Here is a 510-nt window from a genome sequence, read left to right as displayed (position 1 = left end):
AAGCAGGCGCACATCGGGGCGTTGGGTCGCCGTGCAGGCGATGATCAGCAGCCGGCGCGGGAGCGCAACGGCGAGCGCGGCGCGGCGTGTGCCACACGCCGCGCCTGCCCCGTCCGTCCCGCTTGGGGCGGTCGGTTCGGCGCTGGACGGCGCCGTGGGCTGAGTAGGGGCATCCATCGTCATTCCTTTGTTGATCAAACACGGTGGGCAACAAGGGGAAGGCAGTCTGGGTTGGTCGGTTCTGCCTTCCCCTTGTTGCCGGGCCAGGCGCGTTCAGGCGGGCGTGGGGTCGGCGGGGTCGGCGGGGTTGGCAGGGTCGGCCGCGTCGGGCGTGGACGGCGGGGTCGCGATGGCCGCACGAAGGCGCTGCACCATCGCGTCCCACTGGCAGGCGTACTGGCGAAGGGCCGCGCGCTGGATCATCGCCAGCTGCAGCGCGGTCTCTGCTGAGACGCCGGTGGTCGCAATGATCTCGGCCATGAGGGCCTGCAGGTCGTCGCCACTCGGCGC

Annotated in this window: 1 protein-coding gene; it reads right to left on the bottom strand. The window is 71.6% G+C overall.

Going from position 1 to position 510, the window contains the following annotated elements:
- Nucleotides 1-273 precede the first annotated feature (273 nt).
- The coding region (locus tag A9Q02_RS17940) for a hypothetical protein (RefSeq protein ID WP_216361548.1) at nt 274-510 on the bottom strand (237 nt) is incomplete at its 5' end.

This window comes from Candidatus Chloroploca asiatica (assembly GCF_002532075.1).
Taxonomy (GTDB): Bacteria; Chloroflexota; Chloroflexia; order Chloroflexales; family Chloroflexaceae; genus Chloroploca; species Chloroploca asiatica.
The sequence above is the reverse complement of the archived record's forward strand: the minus strand, read 5'-3'. Positions and strand labels throughout refer to the sequence as shown.